At 59.3% G+C, this 15788-nt stretch carries 11 protein-coding genes and 2 tRNA genes; 9 read left to right on the top strand and 4 right to left on the bottom strand.

Annotated elements, in window-relative coordinates:
- The first annotated feature begins 46 nt into the window (after positions 1 to 46).
- From hfq to KGB23_RS16035, 7 genes are all read left to right on the top strand, one after another.
- Complete coding sequence (hfq, locus tag KGB23_RS16065; RefSeq protein ID WP_007902656.1) at positions 47 to 307, top strand: RNA chaperone Hfq; 261 nt, start codon at positions 47 to 49, stop codon at positions 305 to 307.
- A 12-nt stretch (positions 308 to 319) separates the two neighbouring features.
- A complete protein-coding gene (gene hflX, locus KGB23_RS16060; protein WP_046045721.1) occupies positions 320 to 1621 on the top strand; it encodes a ribosome rescue GTPase HflX in 1302 nt (433 codons plus the stop codon).
- A gap of 96 nt (positions 1622 to 1717) precedes the next feature.
- Positions 1718 to 2887 (top strand): FtsH protease activity modulator HflK, encoded by a 1170-nt coding sequence (gene hflK, locus KGB23_RS16055; protein WP_223431780.1) that lies wholly within the window; start codon positions 1718 to 1720, stop codon positions 2885 to 2887.
- Positions 2887 to 3756: a protease modulator HflC gene (hflC, locus tag KGB23_RS16050; protein ID WP_008156983.1), complete on the top strand. Its 870-nt coding sequence runs from the start codon at positions 2887 to 2889 to the stop codon at positions 3754 to 3756. Before hflK ends, hflC begins: the two co-directional genes overlap by 1 nt.
- 318 nt (positions 3757 to 4074) lie before the next feature.
- Positions 4075 to 5262 carry an ATP phosphoribosyltransferase regulatory subunit gene (locus tag KGB23_RS16045; RefSeq protein ID WP_007939588.1) on the top strand — a complete coding sequence of 396 codons (1188 nt, stop codon included), beginning with the start codon at positions 4075 to 4077 and terminating at the stop codon, positions 5260 to 5262.
- A gap of 54 nt (positions 5263 to 5316) precedes the next feature.
- Positions 5317 to 6609, top strand: a complete 1293-nt coding sequence (locus tag KGB23_RS16040) for an adenylosuccinate synthase (RefSeq protein ID WP_010464193.1) — start codon at positions 5317 to 5319, stop codon at positions 6607 to 6609.
- 150 nt (positions 6610 to 6759) lie between these two features.
- Entirely contained in the window at positions 6760 to 8694 is a 1935-nt protein-coding gene (locus KGB23_RS16035; RefSeq protein ID WP_223431779.1) for a methyl-accepting chemotaxis protein, read from the top strand.
- A gap of 96 nt (positions 8695 to 8790) precedes the next feature.
- Here the strand turns inward: KGB23_RS16035 and KGB23_RS16030 are convergent, their stop codons facing one another.
- From KGB23_RS16030 to KGB23_RS16015, 4 genes are all read right to left on the bottom strand, one after another.
- Positions 8791 to 10356, bottom strand: a complete 1566-nt coding sequence (locus KGB23_RS16030; protein WP_223431778.1) for an ABC transporter permease — start codon at positions 10354 to 10356, stop codon at positions 8791 to 8793.
- The gene (locus tag KGB23_RS16025) at positions 10356 to 11366 is read right to left on the bottom strand and encodes an extracellular solute-binding protein (RefSeq protein ID WP_223431777.1); all 1011 of its coding nucleotides are present in this window, start codon (positions 11364 to 11366) and stop codon (positions 10356 to 10358) included. Before KGB23_RS16025 ends, KGB23_RS16030 begins: the two co-directional genes overlap by 1 nt.
- 169 nt (positions 11367 to 11535) lie before the next feature.
- Positions 11536 to 11622 (bottom strand) — tRNA-Leu (locus tag KGB23_RS16020).
- A 166-nt stretch (positions 11623 to 11788) separates the two neighbouring features.
- Positions 11789 to 11875, bottom strand: a tRNA-Leu gene (locus KGB23_RS16015).
- A gap of 226 nt (positions 11876 to 12101) precedes the next feature.
- Here KGB23_RS16015 and rnr point away from each other — a divergent pair.
- Entirely contained in the window at positions 12102 to 14732 is a 2631-nt protein-coding gene (gene rnr, locus KGB23_RS16010) for a ribonuclease R (RefSeq protein ID WP_223431776.1), read from the top strand.
- Positions 14729 to 15496, top strand: coding sequence for a 23S rRNA (guanosine(2251)-2'-O)-methyltransferase RlmB (rlmB, locus tag KGB23_RS16005; protein ID WP_223431775.1), 768 nt, complete (start codon positions 14729 to 14731; stop codon positions 15494 to 15496). Before rnr ends, rlmB begins: the two co-directional genes overlap by 4 nt.
- The last annotated feature ends 292 nt before the right edge of the window (positions 15497 to 15788 follow it).

The following is a 15788-nucleotide window of genomic DNA, read 5'->3' as shown; positions in this document are numbered from 1 at the left end:
TCTGTTTACCTATTTTTTATATTGAATCCTTAAAGGAGTGCGGCACATGTCAAAAGGGCATTCGCTACAAGACCCTTACTTGAATACTTTACGTAAAGAGAAAGTGGGGGTTTCCATCTATCTGGTCAACGGGATCAAACTGCAAGGCACGATCGAGTCTTTCGACCAGTTCGTTATCCTGCTGAAAAACACCGTTAGCCAAATGGTTTACAAACACGCTATCTCTACAGTGGTGCCGGTTCGTCCAATTCGTCTGCCTAGCGCAACCGAATCCGAAGCAGGTGACGCTGAGCCAGGTAACGCCTGATAGGAGTCTCCTTTGTTCTTTGAGCGCCACGGTGGTGGTGAGCGAGTAATCCTCGTTCACTTGGATGGACAGGACCCTGAGGCGCGCGAAGATCCGCAGGAGTTTCAGGAACTGGCTAATTCGGCGGGCGCCGAGACCGTTGCGTTTTTTAACGTACCGCGTCATCGGCCAACCGCCAAATTCCTGATTGGCAGCGGCAAGGTCGAGGAACTACGCGACCTGGTCAAGGCCGAAGAGGCCGATCTGGTGATTTTCAATCACATCCTCACGCCCAGTCAGGAGCGTAACCTCGAACGTGTTTTCGAGTGTCGCGTGATCGACCGTACCGGTCTGATTCTCGATATTTTCGCCCAACGCGCCCGTACCCATGAAGGCAAGCTCCAGGTAGAACTGGCCCAGCTTGACCACATGAGCACCCGGCTGGTTCGTGGCTGGACTCACCTTGAGCGTCAGGGTGGCGGTATCGGTATGCGTGGCCCGGGTGAAACCCAGCTGGAAACCGACCGCCGTTTGCTGCGGGTTCGCCTGCGACAGATCAAGGGCCGACTGGAAAAAGTGCGCAGTCAGCGCGAACAGTCGCGACGCGGTCGTTCGCGTGCGGATATTCCTACCGTGTCCCTGGTGGGGTATACCAACGCCGGCAAATCCACGCTCTTCAATAACGTGACGAAATCCGACGTGTACGCGGCTGACCAGTTGTTTGCCACGCTGGACCCGACTTTGCGCCGTCTGGAACTCGACGATCTGGGGCCGATTGTCCTGGCCGACACGGTGGGTTTCATACGCCACTTGCCCCACAAACTGGTCGAGGCGTTTCGGTCTACGCTCGAAGAGTCGAGCAACTCGGACCTGCTGTTGCACGTGATCGATGCGGCCGAACCGGATCGCATGTTGCAGATCGAGCAGGTGATGGTGGTGCTGGGCGAGATCGGTGCCCAGGACTTGCCGATCCTCGAGGTCTATAACAAACTCGATTTGCTTGAAGGCGTTGAGCCACAAATCCAGCGCGACGAAAACGGCAAGCCCCAACGGGTCTGGCTGTCGGCGCGTGATGGCAGTGGTCTGGAATTGCTTGAGCAAGCCATTGCCGAGTTGCTGGGCGGTGATTTGTTTGTTGGCACCTTGCGCTTACCGCAACGTTTTGCTCGACTGCGTGCGCAGTTTTTCGAGCTCGGTGCGGTGCAGAAAGAAGAACACGACGAAGAAGGCATCAGCCTGCTGGCCGTTCGCTTGCCTCGGGTCGAGTTGAATCGACTGGTGAGCCGCGAAGGACTGCAACCGATGGAATTCATCGAGCAACACACTTTGCAATAAAAGCCTGAGAAAGCGGTTGTGCCGCGGTGACAGGCATTCTGTAGCATTGGTCGGCGCGCCGTGGGTGCGTCTTTGCTTTATCAGATGGAGAGCGCTATGGCTTGGAATGAGCCGGGTGGCAACTCGAATAATCAGGATCCTTGGGGTGGCAAACGCCGCAATAACGGCGACCGCAAGGGACCACCGGATCTCGACGAGGCCTTCCGAAAGCTGCAGGAAAGCCTGAACGGGTTGTTCGGTGGTGGTAAGAAACGCGGTGATGACGGTGGCGGTTCGGGCAGGAGTAGCGGCTTCGGCGGTCTGCTCGGCATCGGCCTGGTCGTGTTGGCGGCCGTATGGCTGTACAGCGCGGTCTATGTAGTCGACGAGCAGGAGCAAGCCGTGGTGCTGCGCTTCGGCAAGTACTACGAAACCGTTGGCCCGGGCCTGAACATCTATTTCCCGCCGATCGATCGCAAGTACCTGGAAAACGTCACGCGTGAGCGTGCCTATACCAAGCAAGGTCAAATGCTGACTGAAGACGAGAACATCGTCGAAGTGCCGCTGACCGTGCAGTACAAGATCAGCAATCTGCAGGACTTCGTGCTGAGCGTTGATCAGCCGGAAATCAGCCTGCAGCACGCGACCGAAAGTGCCTTGCGCCACGTGGTGGGTTCCACCGCTATGGACCAGGTGCTGACCGAAGGTCGTGAATTGATGGCCAGCGAAATCAAGGAGCGTCTGCAACGCTTCATGGATACCTATCGCACCGGCATCACCGTCACTCAGGTCAACGTACAGAGCGCAGCCGCACCGCGTGAAGTGCAGGAAGCCTTCGATGACGTGATCCGTGCCCGTGAAGACGAGCAGCGTTCGCGTAACCAGGCTGAAACCTACGCCAACGGCGTCGTGCCGGAAGCCCGTGGTCAGGCCCAGCGCATCATCGAAGATGCCAATGGTTACCGTGACGAAACCGTCTCGCGCGCCAAGGGTGAGGCTGATCGCTTCACCAAGCTGGTGAGCGAGTATCGCAAGGCACCTGAAGTGACCCGTCAGCGTCTGTACCTGGACACCATGCAGGAAGTCTTCAGCAATACCAGCAAGGTTCTCGTGACCGGCAACAAGAATGGCCAGAGCAATCTGCTGTACTTGCCGCTGGACAAGATGGTCGAAAGTGGTCGCAGCACCAGCACTCCGGTGACCGGCGCGGCAGCCACCAGCAATGAAGCGAATGTGCGTGCAGCCGATCTGCAGCAACAGCAAGCACGTACCAGGGAGAGTCGCTGATGAGCAATAAATCGCTGATCGCCCTTATTGTCGGCGTCGTCGTGGCGATCGCTGCCTGGAACTGTTTCTACATCGTGGCTCAGACCGAGCGTGCGGTGCTGCTGCAGTTCGGTCGTGTGGTCCAGACTGATGTTCAGCCGGGCCTGCATGTGAAAGTGCCTTACGTTAACCAGGTGCGCAAATTCGACGCACGCCTGATGACGCTGGATGCACCGACACAACGCTTCCTGACGCTGGAAAAGAAAGCCGTCATGGTTGATGCCTACGCCAAGTGGCGCGTGAAAGATGCCGAGCGCTTCTACACCGCGACTTCCGGCCTCAAGCAGATCGCTGACGAACGTCTTTCCCGTCGTCTGGAATCGGGCCTGCGTGACCAGTTCGGTAAGCGCACGCTGCACGAAGTGGTTTCCGGTGAGCGCGATGCGCTGATGACCGATATCACGGCTTCGTTGAACAAGATGGCGGAAAAAGAGCTGGGCATCGAAGTTGTCGATGTTCGGGTCAAGGCCATCGATCTGCCGAAAGAAGTGAACCGCAGCGTGTTCGAGCGCATGAGTTCCGAGCGTGAGCGTGAAGCTCGCGAGCACCGCGCCAAGGGTAACGAACTGTCGGAAGGCATTCGTGCCGACGCTGATCGTCAACGCCGCGTGTTGCTGGCTGAAGCCTATCGCGAATCTGAAGAGGTTCGTGGTGATGGTGATGCCCAGGCTGCTGCGATCTACTCCAAGGCCTACGGCCAGGATCAGGAGTTCTACGGTTTCTACCGTAGCCTGCGTGCCTACCGTGAAAGCTTCGCGAACAAATCCGACGTCATGGTCCTGGACCCAAGCAGCGACTTCTTCCGTTACCTGGAAAAAGCCAAGCCTTGATACGACGTTGACCTGAATCATCCCCCGCCTGACGGCTAACACCTCGGGCGGGGTGATCCTTTGGGAAAACGTGTGTATGATGCGGCAGCCGGGAAATTCCCGGCTTTTTTGCGTCTGCACGTTTGATTGCTGTTTTTTATGCAGGCGTCCGAGTTGAATGACTCGACAGGTTTTTCGAGGAAAGTGGTTGGCGAAGCCGATTTCAGGCTTTTCGCCCCGTTGTTCATGCGCGTGGTTTGTGCGCATGAACCGATCATTTTCTGCTTCACTCAAGGCTCGCCCAAAGGCTTGTCGCCCGGATCATAGGGGAATGGCGTAATGGCAACGGTAGACCGCTGGCTGCTGCCAGATGGCATCGAAGAAGTACTGCCACCAGAAGCGGCGCGCATTGAAGTCGCGCGTCGTCAGGTGTTGGATCTGTTCCAGAGCTGGGGTTACGAGTTTGTCGTGACTCCCCATATCGAGTACCTGGAATCCCTGCTGACCGGCGCGGGCCAGGACCTCGATCTGCGTACCTTCAAGGTCATCGACCCGCAATCGGGCCGGCAGATGGGTTTTCGTGCCGACATCACGCCGCAAGTGGCGCGCATCGATGCGCACACCTTGCGTCGCGAAGGCCCGAGTCGTCTGTGCTATGCCGGTAGCGTGCTGCACGCTCAGCCGCGCGCCTTGTCGTCCTCGCGCAGCCCGATCCAGCTGGGTGCCGAGTTGTACGGCGATGCCAGCCCGAGCAGCGACGTGGAAGTCATCAGCCTGATGTTGGCTATGCTGCAACTGGCCGATGTGCCGGACGTGCACATGGACCTCGGTCATGTGGGTATCTACCGTGGCCTCGCTCGCGCCGCCGGTTTGTCCGGTGAAGTCGAGCAACAGCTGTTCGATGCATTGCAACGTAAAGCCATCGACGAGGTCATTACCTTGACCGAAGGCTTGCCTGCCGATCTGTCGGGCATGTTGCGGGCGCTGGTCGACCTGTGTGGCGGCCGTGAAGTATTGAGCGCTGCCCGCGAGCGTCTGGCGAATGCGCCGGCGCCGGTTCTGGCAGCTCTGGACGACTTGCTGGCGATTGCCGAGCGTCTGTCCACGCGTTTCCCTGAGTTGCCGTTGTATTTCGACCTGGGCGAGTTGCGCGGCTACCACTACCACACCGGTGTGGTGTTCGCGGTGTTCGTGCCGGGTGTTGGCCAGTCCATTGCTCAGGGCGGTCGTTACGACGACATCGGTGCCGACTTCGGTCGGGCTCGTCCGGCAACCGGCTTCTCTACCGATTTGAAAACCCTGGTGACCCTGGGGCGTGCTGAGATCGAGTTACCGTCTGGCGGTATCTGGATGCCTGACAGTACGGATGCGGCACTCTGGCAGCAGGTTTGCCAGTTGCGCAGTGAGGGTCAGCGTGTCGTTCAGGCGTTGCCTGGGCAACCATTGGCCGCCGCCCGTGAAGCGGACTGCGACCGGCAATTGATTCAGCAGAACGGGCTTTGGCAAGTATCGCCACTGGCTTCTTGAGTTTTCCTGTCGGCCGCGGCCGGCACCAAGTTTGCGCGAATGAGGACAAGTGTTATGGGTAAGAATGTCGTAGTCCTGGGCACCCAATGGGGTGATGAGGGCAAAGGCAAGATCGTTGATCTGCTGACCGAACATGCTGCCGCCGTAGTGCGCTACCAGGGTGGCCACAACGCTGGTCACACCCTGGTGATCGATGGCGAAAAAACCGTCTTGCACCTGATCCCGTCGGGCGTGCTGCGCGAAGGCGTGCAGTGCCTGATCGGCAACGGTGTGGTGGTTGCACCCGACGCTCTGCTGCGGGAAATCATCAAGCTGGAAGAGAAAGGCGTACCGGTGCGCGAGCGCCTGCGTATCAGCCCGTCCTGCCCGCTGATCCTGTCCTATCACGTAGCGCTGGACCAGGCGCGTGAAAAGGCCCGTGGCGAGCTGAAGATCGGTACTACCGGTCGCGGCATCGGCCCGGCGTACGAAGACAAGGTTGCACGTCGTGGCCTGCGCATCGGTGACCTGTTCCACCGTGAGCGTTTCGCCGCCAAGCTGGGCGAGTTGCTGGATTACCACAACTTCGTTCTGGTCAATTACTACAAAGAGCCGGCGATCGACTTCCAGAAAACACTCGACGAGTGCATGGAATACGCCGAGCTGCTGAAGCCGATGATGCTCGACGTCACCGCTGAGCTGCACGAACTGCGTCGCGCTGGCAAAGACATCATGTTCGAAGGCGCCCAAGGCTCCCTGCTGGACATCGACCACGGCACCTACCCGTACGTCACCAGCTCCAACACCACTGCGGGCGGCATCGCTACCGGTTCGGGTTTTGGTCCGATGTACCTGGATTACATCCTCGGCATCACCAAGGCCTACACCACTCGCGTCGGTTCGGGTCCGTTCCCGACTGAGCTGTTTGATGATGTGGGTGCTTTCCTGGCCAAGCGTGGCCACGAGTTCGGCGCTACCACTGGCCGTGCCCGTCGTTGCGGCTGGTTCGATGCCGTCATCCTGCGTCGCGCTATCGACGTCAACAGCATCTCGGGCCTGTGCCTGACCAAGCTGGACGTGCTGGACGGTCTGGAAACCATCAACATCTGCGTTGGCTACAAGAACCAGGATGGTGCAGTGATTGACGCACCGACTGACGCCGACAGCTACATCGGCCTGGAGCCGGTGTACGAAGAGATGCCAGGCTGGACCGAATCCACCGTCGGTGCCAAGACCCTGGAAGAGCTGCCACAGGCTGCACGCAACTACATCAAACGCGTTGAAGAGTTGGTCGGTGCGCCGATCGACATTATTTCGACGGGCCCGGACCGCAACGAAACCATCGTTCTGCGTCACCCGTTCGCTTAATAAGTCGTTGATGTAAAACACAAAGGCCCCTTGATTGGGGCCTTTGTCGTTTCTGTCTGTCGGACGGCACGACCCTTGCTGTGAACTTCATTAAGCGCATCGCTTCTAGCGTGCCATCAATTTAATGGCGTTAAAGCAGAGGGATTCTAAGTGTCGGCCGTTCTCTCACTGTTACAAAGCCGTCTATTACGGCCTGTGTTCGTTACCCTTGGTATCGCACTGTTGGTGCAGGTGCTGGTGGCTGTCGCCCTGACTCGGAGCACAGTGACCGCACTGGAAGCCGATCTGGGTGTGCGCCTGGGCGCTGACAGTCAAAAACTATCTGGTGAGTTGGAGCAAGCGGGGCGTGAAGTCACGTCGAGCCTCGACAGCCTCTCCACTAGCACGCGTCAGCGCCTTACGGCGGGCTTGTCCTCGCGATTGAAGGACGAGCAGGCGCAACTGCGTGCGACGCTGGAAAAGGATCTGAAGGACTCCGCCAATGATATGGCGCAGCTTCTGGCTTCGGTCGCACCCCGCGCCATGTGGGACAGCGACGTTCCAACCCTGTCCGAGTTCGCCCGCCGGGCTCAGCGCAATCCCAACGTGTTGTTCGTGGTCTACGACGACGCGACGGGACAGCATCTGACGCGCTACCTCAACCGCGAAAACCCGATCAACAAAGCGCTGCTCGAGAAGGGGCAGGGCGAGCGTGCCCTGGACAAGTTGCTGGATGCGGCGAAGAACGATCCGTCGGTCTATTACCTCGAAGCCTCGATCAATCCTAACGGCGTGGAAATCGGCAAGGTCTTGATGGGCGTCTCGACCGCCTCGGTGGAAACCGATCTGGCGGCCCTGGACAAACGCTTCTCGGCGCTGATCGCCAGCAGCGATCAATTGGTGGGCGACAGCCTCAAGGGCGCGGCGGCTGACAGCGCCACGGCGATGCGTGCGCGTCTGACGTCCGCTCAGTCCACGGCATCTGAGATGAAAGCCAATACCACCAGCACTGTGCAGGAGGCTGCGGCGACCTTACGCTGGCGCATCGGCATGGGCCTGGCGCTGGTCGGTTGTGGTGTGCTGCTGTTGCTCGCGGTGGTGCTGGGTCGTCGAGTGGTCAACCGCTTGAAGATGCTGATCAGCGCCATGGATGATTTGGCGGCGGGCGAGGGCGACCTGACCAAGCGTGTGCAGATCAACAGCAAAGACGAAATCGGCGACATGGCCTCGGCGGTCAATCGCTTTGTGGATAAGTTGCAGCCGATCGTGCGCGAAGCGGGCGATGTGGCTCAGCGTACCGGTGTGGAAATCGGCGCGATGACCTTGCGCAATGCCGGGGCCGATAAAGCGGCGGGCATGCAGCGCGATGAAGTGGCCGAGAGCCTTCGGGCGTTGTCGCAAATGGCTGACGAAGCCCAGTCTGAAAGTCATGCCATGCAGGCAGCCTTGCAGCAAGTGGTGGATATTCGTTCGGCCACGGATGAAAACACGCGGACGTCGGCGAAAGTCGGTAGCCTGATCGAGGCGTTGGCCGGGCAGGTCGACACCGGGGCGAAAGTCATTGAGCGGCTGGCGCAGCAGAGTGAGCAGATTGAAGTGGTGTTGACGGTGATTCACGGGATCGCCGAGCAAACCAACCTGCTGGCGCTGAACGCGGCCATTGAGGCAGCGCGTGCGGGCGAGACTGGTCGCGGGTTTGCCGTGGTGGCCGATGAAGTGCGGGCGCTGGCGAGCAAGACGCAAAGCTCTACCGGCGACATTCAGGCGCACATCGTTGCGTTGCAGCAAGGTGCGCGTGAGGCGGTGGCCGCGATCGGTCAGGCCGGGCGACAGGCCAGTGAAGGTTTGCTGGTGTTGCGTGACAGTGCGCGGTTGCAGCAATCGGTGCAGGCGTCGGTCGAGCAAGTGCATGCGGCGATAGGTCTGGCAACCCAGGCGGCTGCCCATCAGGCACAAGGCGCGCAAGCGGTGCGTGGTCGGGTTGAAACCATTCATGCGCAGGCTGAGAAAGCGGCTCAAGCGGTAGTGGAAACCACGGCCAGTGGCAAGGTGCTGGATGGCTTGGCGGCGCAGTTGAAGGCGAGCCTGGGGCAGTTCCGGGCTTAGGATGTTCTTTGTTTGGACTGGCCTCTTCGCGAGCAAGCCCGCTCCCACATTGGAATGCATTCCCCTGTGGGAGCGGGCTTGCTCGCGAAAGCGGTCTTAACGGCTCAAATACATCCGGGTAGTTAGCAGATAAACCGGCAACCCCGACACCAATATCAACAAGGCCGCATAAGGCGCCGCCGCCGCAAACTCCACATTCGCGGTATGCGCCCAGACTTCCGTCGCCAGCGTATTGAGTCCGGTCGGACTTAACAGCAACGTCGCCGTCAGCTCCTTCATCGCATCCAGAAACACCAGCGCAAACGCCGCGCCGAGTGCGGGGAAGATGATCGGCAACGTCACCCGGCAAAACGCACTGAAGGACGACGCTCCCAGCGTGCGTGCAGCCTCTTCCAGCTGCGGCGCAGCCTTGTTCAGCGCCGTGCGAATCGGCGCCTGAGCCAGCGGCAAAAACAGCAACGCATAAGCGATCAGCAGCAATGCCGAAGTCTGGTACAGCGCCGGCACATAGTGCAGGGCGAAATACACCAGCGTCAGCGCGATCACCAGTCCTGGCAGCGCATGCAGCAGATACGGCAAGCGTTCGGCCCAAATCGCCAATTGGCCTTTGTAGCGCACCACCAGCAATCCCACCGGCACGGCCAGCACCAGGCACAGCGCGGCGCCACCTAGCGACAACGCCAGGGAGGAGAGCAGCGCCTCGCTGATCGCAGCTACCGGGAACGCAGCCGACGAACCCACTGCCAGCCAGTACGCCAGCATTCCGAGCGGAATACCGCTGCCGATGATCGCCAGCGCCAGGCAATAAAGTTGTCCGGCAGCAGCCCACGGCCCCAGCCGAACCTGTTCCGCATGCCGGGCCGCGCCCTGACCGGTACGCACGTGTCGGCCCTTGCCTCGTACGCGCAGTTCCAACCAAAGCAGCATCAGACACAGTGCTAGCAACACGGCGGAAAGCATCGCAGCATTTGCGTTACTGAATTCCAGTTCGAACTGTTGATAGATCGCGGTGGTAAAGGTTTGCAGTCCGATGATCGACAACGCACCGAATTCCACCAGCATGTGCAGCGCGATCAGCAGTGAGCCGGCGAGCAGTGATGGCCAGAGCAGCGGCAGGGTAATTCTGAAAAACACACCCCAGCGATTCTGTCCCAGTGTGCGGGCGGATTCTTCGAGGGAGGGATCGAGATTGCGCAGGGTCGCCGCGACCGGCAGAAAGATCAGCGGGTACTTGGACAGGGTCATCACCAGGATTGCCCCGCCCAAGCCTTCGAAATGAGCGCTCAGCGATACCCAGGTAAAGCTGCTGACAAATGCCGGTACCGCGAACGGCAGGCACAGAATCACGCCCCACAAGCGCCGTCCCGGCAAGTTGCTGCGCTCAAGCAGCCAAGCCAGCGACAGGCCAATCACGCCACAGGCGAGCGTCACACCGACCATCAGCGCCAGGGTGTTGCGCAGCAGGCCAAACACATAAGGTCGCCACAACAAATGCAGCGCCTCAGCCCAGCCGGCCTGCCAGGTTTTGAGCCCTACATACGCCAGCGGTAACAGGCTGAGTACCACCAGCAGCAAAACCGGTAGCAACAGCCAGATCGATGGCCGCTTGCGCCGTGGCACATAACCCCCGCGCGCGACGGGGGCGGATAACGATGCGCTCATCAGTTCAAGCCAACGTCACGTTCCAGGTCCAGGGCTTCTTCGGCATTGCCCAAGTCGGCTGGCGTGACTTTCGGTGCCTCAAGTTCGCTGAACGGCTTGAGCCCACGATCCGATTCCATGCCTTTGTGCAGCGGGTATTCGGCGGTGGTCTGGGTGATCACGCGCTGACCTTCTTCGCTGGCCATGTAGGCGAGAAACTGCTGGGCTTCTTTTGGATGCTTGCTGGATTTCAGCACGGCCGCACTGGATACGGTGATCAGTCCGCCGACGTCGCCGCCGGTGAAGTAATACAGTTTCGAATCGAGCTGACCTTTTTCACGCTGCAAGGCGAACCAGTAATAGTTGTTCACCAGCACGGTAGCGACTTCGCCGTTTTCCACCGCCTTCAGTGCAACCATGTTGTTGCTGTAGGTCTTGCCGAAAGCACGCAAGCCGGTCAGCCATTCTTCGGCCGCGTCCATGCCGTGCACTTTGATGATTGCCACGGCCTGCTCCTGGAAGGCGCCGCTGGTGGGCACGAAGCCGACCTTGCCTTGCCATTTCGGATCGGAGAACTCCATGACCGACTTGGGCAGGTCTTTTTCATCGATCAGTTTCGGGTTGAAGGCGACCACGCGGACCCGGGCGGTGACACCGATCCAGGTGCCGTTGCCGGCCACGTAGTCTTTCGGCAGAACGGCGAGGGTGGCGACATCGGTCTGTGCCAGCAGGCCTTGTTCACCGAGTTTGTTCAGTGGTGGCGATTCTTCGGTGTAGATCACGTCGGCAGGGGAGCGATCACCCTCTTCGACGACCTGGCTGGCGAGCTGGTTGCTGCTGCCTTTGCGCACATTGACGTGAATCCCGGTCTTGGCTTCGAAGGCTTTGGCGATAGCGTCGCCGACTTCCTTGTGTTGACCGTTATAGAGTGTCAGGGAAACCGGTTCGTCGGCTTGGGTGAGGGGAGTGGCGAGTGCCAGGCCGAGCAGGGTTATGGTCAGGCCGCGGCGCAGGGTATTTCGAAACATCATTCGCAAGGTTCCTCACTGTCGCATTGCAAAAACTTGAAACAATGATAAGCGATATTGTTTCTCAAGTGCGCCTTGCAGCGAGTGAGGGGTTGGTACACAAACCCCGGAAACGCAAAAACCCGCTTTCGCGGGTTTTTGTGAAATTTCAGATCGGCTCTGAAATTTGAATTGGTGCCCAGAAGAAGACTCGAACTTCCACGACCTTGCGGTCACCAGCACCTGAAGCTGGCGTGTCTACCAATTTCACCATCTGGGCATAATCTTCAGCGTTGCCGCTGTTGATGTGGCGCACTATACGGAGAGCTTTTTGATCTGTAAACCCCTGATTTAGTTTTAATAAATCAGGGGCTTAGAATGCAAAAAACCCGCTTTCGCGGGTTTTTGTGTGAGCCTTGAAATTGAACTAATCTCAAGCTCGAAATTGGTGCCCAGAAGAAGACTCGAACTTCCACGACCTTGCGGTCACCAGCACCTGAAGCTGGCGTGTCTACCAATTTCACCATCTGGGCATTATCGACAATGCGTCTGCGTCGTCGATGGCGCGCACTATACGGAGCGTCTTTTTAACTGTAAACCCCTGAAGTCGAAAAAACCTGGAAAATTTTACCAGTGGCATTTAATTCAGCTTCGCGGTGTCGATAAAGGGCTTTAGATGGGCTGTCATAGCCTGAAATTTCCCGTTTCATTACGCCTATGCCAAACTAACCCGCATATAGACAAGGTGAAAACTCTCTAATGGCCGATTGGCAGTCCCTCGATCCCGAGGCCGCTCGTGAAGCGGAAAAATATGAAAACCCTATTCCTAGCCGCGAACTGATCCTTCAGCACCTTGCTGATCGGGGTTCGCCTGCTAACCGCGAGCAGTTGGTCGAAGAGTTTGGTCTGACCACAGAAGACCAGATCGAAGCTCTGCGCCGCCGCCTGCGCGCCATGGAGCGCGACGCTCAACTCATCTATACCCGTCGCGGCACCTATGCGCCGGTGGACAAGCTCGACCTGATCCTGGGCCGCATCAGCGGTCACCGTGACGGCTTCGGCTTCCTGGTCCCGGACGACGGCAGTGACGACCTGTTCATGAGCCCGGCGCAAATGCGTCTGGTGTTCGATGGCGACCGTGCGCTGGCCCGTGTTTCCGGTCTCGACCGTCGCGGTCGTCGCGAAGGCATGATTGTCGAAGTCGTATCCCGTGCCCACGAGACGATCGTTGGTCGCTACTTTGAAGAGGGCGGTATCGGCTTCGTTGTTGCGGACAATCCGAAGATCCAGCAAGAAGTGCTGGTCACGCCGGGCCGTAACGCCAACGCCCAGATCGGTCAGTTCGTCGAAGTGAAGATCACTCACTGGCCGACGCCACGCTTCCAGCCGCAAGGCGACGTGGTCGAAGTCGTGGGCAACTACATGGCGCCGGGCATGGAAATCGACGTTGCCCTGCGCACCTACGATATTCCTCACGTCTGGCCTGAGGCTGTGCTGAAAGAAGCCGCCAAGCTCAAGCCGGAAGTCGAAGAGAAAGACAAAGAGAAGCGCATCGACCTGCGCCATCTGCCGTTCGTGACCATCGACGGCGAAGATGCGCGCGACTTCGATGATGCGGTCTACTGCGAAGCCAAGCCGGGCAAGCTGCGCCTGTTCTCCGGCGGCTGGAAGTTGTACGTGGCGATTGCCGACGTTTCCAGCTACGTGAAAATCGGTTCGGCTCTGGACAACGAGTCCCAGGTTCGTGGCAACTCGGTGTACTTCCCCGAGCGCGTCGTGCCGATGCTGCCTGAGCAGCTGTCCAACGGCCTGTGCTCGCTGAACCCGCACGTCGATCGTCTGGCCATGGTTTGCGAGATGACCATCTCCAAATCCGGCGAAATGACCGACTACTGCTTCTACGAAGCGGTGATCCACTCCCACGCTCGCCTGACCTACAACAAAGTCAGCGCGATGCTGGAAACGCCGAAACTCACCGAGGCGCGTCAGCTTCGTGGTGAGTACAACGACGTTCTGCCGCACCTCAAGCAACTTTATGCACTGTACAAAGTGCTGCTGGCCGCTCGTCACGTGCGTGGCGCGATCGATTTCGAAACGCAGGAAACCCGGATCATCTTCGGGACCGAGCGCAAGATTGCCGAAATCCGTCCGACCGTTCGTAACGACGCCCACAAGCTGATCGAGGAATGCATGCTGGCGGCCAACGTGGCCACCGCCGAATTCCTGAAAAAGCACGAAATCCCTGCGCTGTATCGCGTCCACGATGGCCCGCCACCGGAGCGTCTGGAAAAACTGCGCGCCTTCCTTGGCGAGCTCGGTCTGTCCCTGCACAAAGGCAAGGACGGCCCGTCGCCGAAGGATTACCAGGCACTGCTGGCGAGCATCAAGGACCGTCCGGATTTCCATCTGATCCAGACCGTCATGCTGCGTTCGTTGAGCCAAGCGGTGTATAGCGCCGATAACCAGGGCCACTTCGGCCTGAATTACGAAGCCTATACCCACTTCACCTCGCCGATCCGCCGCTACCCGGACTTGCTCACGCACCGGGCGATTCGCAGCGTCATCCATTCGAAAATGGACACCCCGCACGTTCGCCGTGCTGGCGCGATGACCATTCCGAAGGCGCGCATCTACCCGTACGACGAAGCGATTCTGGAACAGCTCGGCGAGCAGTGCTCGATGAGCGAGCGCCGTGCCGACGAAGCGACCCGCGATGTCGTGAACTGGCTCAAGTGCGAGTTCATGAAAGACCGTGTGGGCGAGTCGTTCCCTGGTGTGATCACTGCCGTGACCGGTTTTGGTCTGTTCGTCGAGCTGACCGATATCTACGTCGAAGGCCTGGTGCACGTCACCGCGCTGCCGGGCGATTACTACCACTTCGATCCTGTGCACCACCGCCTGGCCGGTGAACGTACCGGGCGCAGCTTCCGCCTTGGCGATACCGTTGAAGTGCGGGTCATGCGCGTCGATCTCGACGAGCGCAAGATCGACTTCGAGATGGCTGAAAAAACCATCAGCGCGCCGATTGGCCGCAAGAAGCGCGGGACTGAAACCACTGCACCTGCTACCAAAACGGCTGCAGAGCCGGCCCCGGCGAAAACCGGTCGTCGTCCTGCCAAGGAAAAAGCCGTAGAAGCCTATCGCCCGAGCGATGCCGCGGCGAAAAATGCTGAATTGCGCAAAAGCCGCGAAATGAAGCAGGCGTTGCTGTCTGAAGCGAAAAGCGGCGGTAAAGCGGCGTCTGGGGGAAAGACCGGACGGTCGGCGCCTGACAAGGCTCCCGGCGGCAAGCCAGCCAAACCGAGCAAGCACCGTAAAGGCCCGCCAAAAGCGGGTTCTGCTCCAGCCGCCAAAAGCGGCGGGGCGCGTAAACCGAAGGCCAAGTCATGAGTCAGTTGGAAAAGATCTACGGCGTGCACGCTGTAGAAGCGTTACTGCGTCACCACCCAAAACGCGTCAAGCAGATCTGGCTGGCCGAAGGCCGCAGTGATCCGCGGGTTCAGACGCTGATCGAGTTGGCGAACGAAAATCGCGTGGCCGTCGGCAACGCCGAGCGCCGTGAGCTGGATGCCTGGGTTGATGGCGTGCACCAGGGCGTGGTGGCGGACGTGAGTCCGAGCCAGGTCTGGGGCGAGGCGATGCTCGACGAGCTGCTCGATCGCACCGAAGGCGCGCCGCTGTTGCTGGTGCTCGACGGCGTGACCGATCCGCACAACCTCGGCGCTTGCCTGCGTTCGGCTGATGCGGCGGGCGCACTGGCGGTGATCGTGCCGAAGGACAAGTCAGCCACGCTGACCCCAACGGTACGTAAAGTTGCCTGCGGTGCGGCGGAAGTGATTCCGTTGGTCGCCGTGACCAACCTGGCGCGCACCCTGGAAAAACTCAAGCAGCGCGGCTTGTGGGTTGTCGGTACGGCGGGCGAGGCCGAGCAGAGTCTGTATCAACAAGACATGACTGGCCCGACCATCCTGATCATGGGCGCGGAAGGCAGCGGCATGCGTCGCCTGACTCGCGATCTTTGCGATTACCTGGTGCGCCTGCCGATGGCCGGCAGTGTCAGCAGTCTCAACGTATCCGTGGCGACCGGCGTGTGCCTGTTCGAGGCCCTGCGCCAGCGCAGTGTCAAGGCTGCGGCGTCTACCAAAAAGTCTTAAGTCGCACGCGATCCAAATGTGGGAGCGGGCTTGCTCGCGAAGAGGGAGTGTCAGTCGACATCAATGTTGACTGATGTACCGCATTCGCGAGCAAGCCCGCTCCCACATTGGTTCTGTGTCAGGGCAAAGATCGGTGGTGCGAACGAACTGTTCAAATAATCACCAATTGCCTTGCACCTCTTCTGTCCCTTCTCTACAATTGCGCCCCTTGCTGTGACGGCAGGCACGAATGTGTCTATCGCAAGCAAGTCCATAAGTGTCATTCACTCCTTGTCTGACCGCTTTTGAGCGG

The sequence above is a fragment of the Pseudomonas sp. GL-B-26 genome, assembly GCF_019947405.1.
GTDB lineage: Bacteria > Pseudomonadota > Gammaproteobacteria > Pseudomonadales > Pseudomonadaceae > Aquipseudomonas.
Note: the sequence above shows the minus strand (reverse complement) of the source record. Positions and strands in the feature narration are given on the sequence as shown.